The organism is Oleiphilus sp. HI0123 (assembly GCF_001635315.1).
In genome coordinates this window covers 1-404 of the sequence record NZ_LWGE01000287.1, presented here as the reverse complement: position 1 = coordinate 404, position 404 = coordinate 1, and the positions used below count along the sequence as shown (strand labels likewise).

Below are 404 nucleotides of genomic sequence, written 5' to 3'. Positions count from 1 at the left end.
GCTCGATTAGTTACGATAAAGGTGTCGGATCTATTTTCCTACTGCTGTTTTTAGGCTCAAGCGAGTTGGCTCTGATGGAAATTAGAACGTCGTAAACAGGTTGGATAAGGAAGTTACTAAATGAGAAAAATAATCTTTGCCGTTGTGATGTTGTTAATAAGCGTAGACCTGTTCGCAGCGCACGGTAGAACTGCTTCAGCAGTGCCTACGCAGCTTATTCTCGCTCGTAGTGAAGGAGTGATGGTTCTAGGAGCTTTTGGAAATCCAGCAGCGTGCGAGACCACTAATTCAAATATCATAAACGTTGATAGAGTTTGGGTTCCACGCAGTCATGCAGAATATGAAACCATATACTCAACGCTTTTGGCTGCCATGATGGCGAGTAAGAAAGTTAATTTTTATAT

Annotated in this window: 1 protein-coding gene; it reads left to right on the top strand. The window is 42.1% G+C overall.

Translation table 11 applies throughout. The annotated features are described in order from the left end of the window. Positions 1 to 120 precede the first annotated feature (120 nt). Positions 121 to 404 (top strand): hypothetical protein (locus A3761_RS02765; protein WP_068749766.1); only part of this gene is annotated, 284 nt, incomplete at its 3' end.